Source organism: Pseudarthrobacter sp. lyk4-40-TYG-27, assembly GCF_030209295.1.
GTDB lineage: Bacteria > Actinomycetota > Actinomycetes > Actinomycetales > Micrococcaceae > Arthrobacter.
This window is the reverse complement of sequence record NZ_JARVSH010000007.1, coordinates 333417-339908: the sequence shown is the minus strand read 5'-3', so window position 1 is coordinate 339908 and position 6492 is coordinate 333417. Positions and strand designations below refer to the sequence as shown.

Sequence of the window (6492 nt, the reverse complement as noted above, 5' to 3'; positions counted from 1 at the left end):
GGGGGGGGGGGGGGGGGGGGGGGGGGGGGGGGGGGGGGGGGGGGGGGGGGGGGGGAATAGCCTATTTTGGCGGCGATCCGATTTCAATCCAGGGACCGGGCGGCGGCACAAGGAAAACGACGGGACACGAAGCCATCGGTTTTGCCGCCGTCACGTGGCTGCTGAGAAGGGCCTCGGGGTGTGCTGACAGCCTGCAGAGCCTCGCCGAAAGTCGCGCGATTACACGTGCTAGAAAGCTCCGAGCGCGCTATCTCGGCGATCAAACACGTATGCCACGTATGGGACTAAAGTCGGGTCTCATGGATCCAATTACAATAGGAGCCGCGGGACTTGCTGCAGTGAAGGCAAGCAATGCCACCGTTACCGGCGCCAAGAATGCGGCAAATGGGCTGCAATGGGCTATACGTAAGCTGCGGCTGTACGGTAAGTACGATCCCGAGTGGCTTGACCTAGGACTAGATAGTGCCTCGCTGACTGCCGCTCAAGCAGCCGATGTGCATAGCTTTTTGGCTTCTGCTCGAGCCCAGCCGGTTCTTCGGTTCGTCGCGCTGAGCATGCTCATACCAACTTCAGAGGGGCACTCTGACATTCAAGAAGCGATGAAGGAAGCGTTTTCTAGCGAAGCCAAGCGATGGCTGATTGACTCCAATGAAAAGTGGAGCGACGCAATTGCGTCGATCTGGGATCGACTCTGTCTCATGTACAAAGGCCTTATTCGGCCGCTAGACAACGACCCTGCCCTCGTTGCAGAGGCAGAAAACTATACGCGTTTTCTGTCTTTGCCGCTGGGGACTCCCATTAACGCTAATGGTGTCGCCACTCATTACCTGAATCGCTTGACGGAATTAGCAGGCAACTTGGAGCAGCTGTTCTCCTCAGGATCCACTTCAGCGCATCTTGCTCAGCTCATTCGGGCATCAGGGTACGGGCAGATTATCAACCACATTGATGTCTCTAATATTGAGTTTCAGAACCTCTACGTCCGCCGTCACTTCAATGATTCAACCACGGGGCAGACAATTGAATCTGAAGCGCTAGTCACCTCGGAGAATCCATTTCGTGTCGTCCTGAAGGGATCTCCTGGCGCTGGTAAGACCACGTTCGTAAGCCACTTCGTGCACGCGATAGCCTCACCGAGAGAGGACGGCATAGGTACTCCATCGGCGGTAATCCGGTGTCGTGACTACGCAGGCAGTGCTTGGTCGTCAGCTCTCACTGACTACGCAGCCCAAAAGCTGGCCGCGGAGCTATCGACAACCCTTTCCTCAGCACAATTGGAAGCCATGCTCCTTACCGGTCAGATCGTTGTCGTTTTTGACGGTCTCGACGAGATTACTGAAAAGACTCAGCGATCGGAAATGGTCCAGCGCATTCAAGCGTTCACCGCGCAGTACCCGCCCGTTTCGGTACTCGTGACAACCAGAGCAGTGGGCTATGAGCGGGCACCCGTAGATGGGCGGCTATTCCGGCACCTGGAACTGCGAGAATTTTCTGAAGACCAAGTGTTGGAATACGCTACCAAATGGTTCACTCACGCTGCCCGCCCCGAGCTAATTGAAAGTTTTATTATGGATTCCGATAGCGTGTCGGATTTGCGCATTAACCCCCTGCTTTTGTCATTACTATGCAATCTTTATAAAAATAGTGGCGAAATACCAGTAAATCGTCGTGAAATTTACGAGGAGTGCGCACAGCTGTTATTCAAGCGATGGGATGCGCATCGGCAGATTCAGGTTCCACACTCGATGCCAAAATTTGCCAACCAGTTAATGCGAGAGATCGCTCGCTGGTTCTACACAAGTCAGTCAGCGCAATCGGGTGTGGAAGAACGACAGATTGCTCAGACTATCGCGAACTACATGGTTGACGACATTGGAATGTCGATAGACGAGGCGCGAGAAGCGGCCAAGGAATTCTTGAACTTCTGCGCTGATCGCGCGTGGCTTCTTGGCAGCACGGGAACTAGTGCTCAAAGTCAGAGGCTGTATTCCTTCACCCATCGCACCTTCTTTGAGTTCTTTACGGCTGAAGCTTTTGCTCGGGCGAGCGATGCGTCGGCTGCAAGTATCGCTATGCGAATTCGAGAGGCTTACGAAAGAGACTCTACCTCCGTGCTGCCAGAGTTACTTATTCAGAGCTACCACTCGGTGAGGGAGCGCGGCGCCACCCATGTTTTCGAAGAACTCTGTAAGGCGGGATCCCCTCCCACGCCGACACTTTTGCTGTTGAGGCTCCTTGATGGAGCTGTACTAGCCAAATACGCTTTGGTGGCGGGATTTAATCTTCTACGTACTCGGTGGACTTCTTCCGAATATCATATTTCCGCTTCTGAGTTCCTAGCCCTACTATCCGTAAATCCCGTTGCGCGCTCTCTTTTCGTTGAGAATTTCTTACTTGTCCCGGATGGAAGGGCCATGAGGGAGATTTTCTTCTCTCTGTGGGCAAACTACCAACTATTCGGTGGAAGGCGGTACGAGGAAAGTTGGACCCCGGATTTGCAAAAAGTCTTGGACGCCTTTGCCGAGGAACTTTCCGGCTATGAAGATGAGTGCGTCCTAAATTGGCTTTTGATTCTCGGCAGGGAGGCCGCAGAGCCGGAGTCACCTTGGGAGTATATTCGAACAGGGGGGGTGATCGGGCCGGCTGACGGAATCATTTCGTGGCTGATCAAGCGCGGTGAACCGGACAAATTTACCTCGCCCCAGAAATCTGCAATAGATGCTGTTCACGACATGATCACCCGCGGAACTTGGGTTCCCATTTGGGTGCTCAATAATTGGACCACGGATTCAGATTTTGTTCCTTCTCCGCTGCTTTCCTGGTCCAACGGTGCCGAGGTCTATACTCAGAAATTGCGCGACATTCTGGCGGTTCTCCTTTTGGCTTCATATGAAGAAAAGCATGAGAATGGACATATGTTGGCCTCAGAGCTGTGCTGGCCAGGCCGTATAAGCTCCGTCGCCGCGTACCGCGATTGGAAGCATGGGGTGGGACCTAAACCAAACATGGACATACGACACGATGCGGTGGCTGTAATCGAAGTCCTGCCTCCACACGTCCGGCGATGGGCAGCAGGTGGGCGGTACCTGGTTGAAGATTCACGATTGGATTGACGCCAGCGCGAAAGCCAGATGTTGCATGGTTACGGGATCACCCCTCGGAGGACTCCCGGTGGTCAGAGATTTCAGTACAAGGTGGCAAACGATGTAGTTAGGTCCTACTGGACGACGTTACGGACTGGTCGGTTTCTACATGCCGGATCCGGAGCGGATTAGCCTGCAGACCCTAGGCCTCAAAGGCTATGGCGCCGAAAACTGAGCTGTCTTCTATGCGTCTTCAATCTGGCAGGAGTATAGCGACTGGCCGAAGGTAACCTAGTCCGGCCTGGTGGTGGGTGCTACCCGCGCCAATCCCATAAACATCGTCCGGTGCAGGATGTCCACGTGTTTGCGGGCCACCTCCACGGCGTCCTGAACGTCCCCGGCGCGGAGGGCCGCCACGAGCGCGATGTGGTCCTGGTTGGATTTGTGCAGCTTCTCGATGGGGTAGGGGATGAAGTAGTCGTAGAGCTCCGCTAGCGTCTCGTGATAAACCTCGACGGCGGAGTCCAGACATGATGCAGTGCCCACCAGCTGATGGAACTGCTCGTCCATCCGGTGGTAGTACGACCAGTCGGTCGCGTTAGCCATTTCCCGGGTCAGCCGCTCCAGCTCATCCAGCTGCTGGCCAGTGGCGTTGACCGCTGCGTAATGCGTTACCGCGCATTCGAACAGCAGCCGCCGGTCCACCAGCCGGTTCACGGCCCGGGACTCGGCCGGGGACGCGGAAAGTGACGCCAGAACATCAGTAGGCGGCGAGTCCGCCACAAACGTTCCGCCGGCCCGCCCGCGCCGGCGAACCACCACGCCCTGCTCCGCCAGGCTCGCCAAAGCGCGGCGGGCGGTGATCGGACTGACCGAAAGGCCCAGTGCCACGTCCTCTTGGTCCGGCAGCCGCTCGCCCGGTTTCAGCAGCCCCAGAGATATCGCCATGCCGATCCGCATCCGCACGGCGTCCATGGCACTCCGGCGCTCCATGCCGGGCATCCTGCCGGCACCCAGGCGTGAGGGCTCGGCGGTGTCTTCCAGCCGATTGGTCATGACCGCTACTTTACGGCCCACGCCGGCCCCCTTCCCATTATTAGATCATTCTGATCTAATATAACCCGGATCACACCCCACAGCGGAGAAAAACCCATGCAACGAATCCTTCCCCTCGTCGCCGCCCAGGCACGGCCGCGGCTCATCGGCGAACCCGTGTCGGCTTTCCTGGACGAGGTCAAAGCAGCCCTCGACGCCCAGCCGCACAGCAAACTGGTGGTCTTCCCCGAGCTGCACCTCTTCGGCGACGAAAACCCGGACCTGCAGCGCACCGAAATGCTCCAGGCGATTGCCGAACCTCTGGACGGGCCACGGGTTAGAGAGCTCCAAGAGCTCGCCAAGGACCTCAACATCTGGCTGGTCCCCGGCAGTGTCTGCGAACGCGGCCCGGAAGGCCAGCTGTTCAACACCCAGCTGGTCCTGTCCCCGGAAGGGGAGCTCGCCGGCTACTACCGGAAAATCTTCCCCTGGCGCCCGTTCGAGCCCTACGACCCCGGCGACCGGTTCACCACCGTGGACCTGCCCGGCATCGGCAGGATGGGCCTGAACATCTGCTACGACGCCTGGTACCCGGAGGTGTCCCGCCAGCTGGCCTGGATGGGCGCGGAAGTGATCCTCAACGTCGTCAAAACCACCACCCCGGACCGCAAACAGGAACTGGTCCTGGCCAAGGCCAACGCCATCGTCAACCAGGTCTTCATGGTGAGCGTCAACTGCGCCGGCCCCACCGGCAAGGGCCAAAGCATCATCGTGGACCCGGAGGGTAACACCCTCGCCGAGGCACCTGACGATCAACCGCAGCTGCTCACCGCGGAACTGGACCTGGCCGCCGTCGAGCGCGTCCGCACGCACGGCACGGAGAACCTCAATCGCCCCTGGTCGCAGTTCCGCGAGGGTGAGCCCGCCGTCGAACTTTCCGTCTACCAAGGCCGGATCAACCCGGCCACCTGGACACCGCCGTCCTACAAGCCCTAAGGAAACACCGTGACAACAACCCTCACCCGCACGCTGAAACTGCCCTCGCTGGTCCTGTTCGGGCTGGCCTACCTCACCCCGCTGATCGTCCTGGGGATCTTCGGGATCATCGCCGAAGCCACCGGCGGCGCCTCGCCGGCCGCCTACCTGGTGGCGCTGATCGCCATGCTGTTCACCGCGCACAGCTACGGCCGGATGGCCATTGCCTACCCAGTTGCTGGCTCCGCCTACACCTACGTGCGCCGCTCCATCGACCCCCGGGTGGGCTTCCTGGTGGGCTGGGCCATCCTGCTGGACTACCTCTTCCTGCCCATGGTCATCTGGCTGATCGGCGGCTCGTACCTCAGCGCGCAGTTCCCCGGCATCCCCATCGGGCTCTGGATCGTGGGCTTCATCGTGATTACCACGCTGCTGAACATCCTGGGCATCAAGGTGGCGGACAAGGCCAACTACGTGCTGATGGCGTTCCAGCTGCTGGTCATCGTGTTCTTCGTGGCACTGTCCATCGGCAACTTGGTCTCCACCTCCGGCGCCGGGGGACTGGTGAGCAGCCAGCCGTTCGTCAACGACACCTCCAGCTTCGCCACCATCTCCGCCGGCGCGGCCATCGCCGCCTACTCCTTCCTGGGGTTTGACGCCGTCACTACCCTCACCGAGGAGACCGTCAACCCGCGCAAGACCATGCCGCGCGCCATCATGCTCGTGGCGCTGATCGGCGGCGGCATCTTCGTGGCCGTCTCCTACGTGACCCAGCTGGTCCACCCCGGCGGCGTGTTCGAGGACTCGGCCTCCGCGGCCAGCTCCATCGCCCTGCAGATCGGCGGGCAGCTGTTCGGCGCCGTGTTCCTGGCCGGCCTGGTGGTGGCGCAGTTCGCCTCCGGCCTCGCCGCGCAGGCCAGCGCCTCCCGGCTGATGTACGCAATGGGCCGCGACTCCGTCCTGCCCAAGGCCGTCTTCGGCAAGCTCAGCGAAAAGTTCCACACCCCGGTGGTGAACCTGGTGATCACCGGCATCATCGGCCTGATCGCGATCTTCCTGGACGTGGCCACGTCGACGTCGTTCATCAACTTCGGTGCCTTCACCGCCTTCACGCTGGTGAACGCCTCGGTGGTGTTCCACTACGTTCGCCGGCGCCGGGCCGGGCAGCAGCTGAACCCGGTGTCCTACGTGGTGGTCCCCGTGATCGGCGCCGTGATCTGCGCCTATCTGCTCTCCCAGCTGGACAGCAACGCCATTACGCTGGGGGTGTCCTGGCTAGTGCTGGGCGTGGTGGTCCTGGCCCTGATCACGCGGGGCTTCAAGGCGGCGCCGCCGGAGATGACGGCCACGGAGAAGGCAACGGTCGAGGCGGCTGCCTGAGCCTGTCTTGTTTATAGCG

Annotated in this window: 4 protein-coding genes; 3 read left to right on the top strand and 1 reads right to left on the bottom strand. The window is 59.7% G+C overall.

Annotated elements, in window-relative coordinates; all coding sequences use genetic code 11:
• Positions 1–299: 299 nt before the first annotated feature.
• The gene (locus tag QRM96_RS15630; protein WP_285320187.1) at positions 300–3113 is read left to right on the top strand and encodes an NACHT domain-containing protein; all 2814 of its coding nucleotides are present in this window, start codon (positions 300–302) and stop codon (positions 3111–3113) included.
• Positions 3114–3374: 261 nt separating this feature from the next.
• Here QRM96_RS15630 and QRM96_RS15625 read toward each other — a convergent pair whose 3' ends face one another.
• Positions 3375–4139 carry a FadR/GntR family transcriptional regulator gene (locus QRM96_RS15625; RefSeq protein WP_285320186.1) on the bottom strand — a complete coding sequence of 255 codons (765 nt, stop codon included), beginning with the start codon at positions 4137–4139 and terminating at the stop codon, positions 3375–3377.
• 96 nt (positions 4140–4235) lie between these two features.
• Here QRM96_RS15625 and QRM96_RS15620 point away from each other — a divergent pair, with 96 nt between their 5' ends.
• Positions 4236–5114: a carbon-nitrogen hydrolase family protein gene (locus tag QRM96_RS15620; RefSeq protein ID WP_285320185.1), complete on the top strand. Its 879-nt coding sequence runs from the start codon at positions 4236–4238 to the stop codon at positions 5112–5114.
• 9 nt (positions 5115–5123) lie between these two features.
• Complete coding sequence (locus tag QRM96_RS15615) at positions 5124–6473, top strand: APC family permease (protein ID WP_285320184.1); 1350 nt, start codon at positions 5124–5126, stop codon at positions 6471–6473.
• The last annotated feature ends 19 nt before the right edge of the window (positions 6474–6492 follow it).